The sequence below is a fragment of the Thiorhodococcus minor genome, assembly GCF_010820565.1.
Taxonomy (GTDB): Bacteria; Pseudomonadota; Gammaproteobacteria; order Chromatiales; family Chromatiaceae; genus Thiorhodococcus; species Thiorhodococcus minor.
In genome coordinates this window covers 1-1181 of the sequence record NZ_JAAIJQ010000260.1, presented here as the reverse complement: position 1 = coordinate 1181, position 1181 = coordinate 1, and the positions used below count along the sequence as shown (strand labels likewise).

The window sequence follows — 1181 nt, the reverse complement described above, 5'->3', positions numbered from 1 at the left end:
TAGTGCCTGAACGAAAACCCCGTTCAATTCAGTGGCACACTCTGCCCTGGAATTAAACGAGGCAGGATCGACTTCGATGTCGGGCACTGATTCGGGGCAGAAGACGTGTGAACGGGAGCGATTCGTGGACAGGGGCGTTTTTTGGACAGACCACTCCCTTGGGTCCGTTCGGATTGCCTCAGTCATTGCGTCAGGCGGCGCGTTTGCGCCCGCGCCGTCGCTCGGCTTCGGCCTCCTGCGCGAGCAGGATGGCGCCGAGGCGATGGACGTTGCGTCCCACGACGGCCAGCGCAACATAGCGGCGGAAGCCGTCGATCCCGTGATCGGGACAGCGGTCGAGTCCATGCGCTTCAAGGGCATTGATGGCCGACTCGACGGCCGAGTGCTGGTGGCGTCGCGCGATGAAGCGCGGGTCGTGCTCGCGCTCAAGCTCGGCGACCGAGCGTTTGCCCTTCTTCGGCAGCACCGGGAAATCCACCAGCTCGGCGAGACGCTGCTGGTTGGCCGGGCTGTGAAAGCCCTTGTCGAAGCTCACGCTCGCCAAGGGCGAGAAGTCGCTCACGAGCCCTTCGACCAGGGGCACGGCCACCTGGTCATCGGTCTCGTGCTGCATGACACGCTGCGAGAGGATGAAGCCATATTGATCTTCCGTGATGGCCACCCGCAGCCCCAGTTCGACGGGGACGCCAGCCTTGCCCTTGCTGATCCACTCGGTGTGCGGTTCGAAGATCGAGAAGACCTTCTCGGCATGGGGAATGCGCTCGCCGCAGAGCACACGGCGGCGGATCTGATCGATCTGGCGCTCGCTGTGAGCGATGTAGTCATCCAGGGCGCTGAAGGCCGCCAGTGGCAGTGCGCAGCCGATGTGCAGGCGGCGGCGCGTCTCGCGGGCCCGGGCGAGAAAGGACTCGGCAAGCTCCAGATAGTCGCGGTGTGCCTGCTTGATCTCCTCGGCGCGCACGGCGCGCTTGTCCTCGTCCTTGGCGTTGGAGCGCTTGAGGGTCTGCACGCGCCGGTAGGCCTGCTTCAGGCAGCGCACGTTGTAGGCGCTCTGGCGCCAGTCGCTCAAGTCCTCGGCCTCACACAACCCGGCGCTGGTCTCGATGACCTTGCGCACCGCGTCGCAGAGCAGGTTGATGTCGGTGGGAAAGTGCACGTCGGTCTCGACGACGAAGGAGTCA

Annotated in this window: 1 protein-coding gene; it reads right to left on the bottom strand. The window is 64.7% G+C overall.

Translation table 11 applies throughout. The annotated features are described in order from the left end of the window. Window positions 1-190: 190 nt before the first annotated feature. Window positions 191-1181 (bottom strand): ISNCY family transposase (locus G3446_RS26795; protein ID WP_164456695.1); only part of this gene is annotated, 991 nt, incomplete at its 5' end.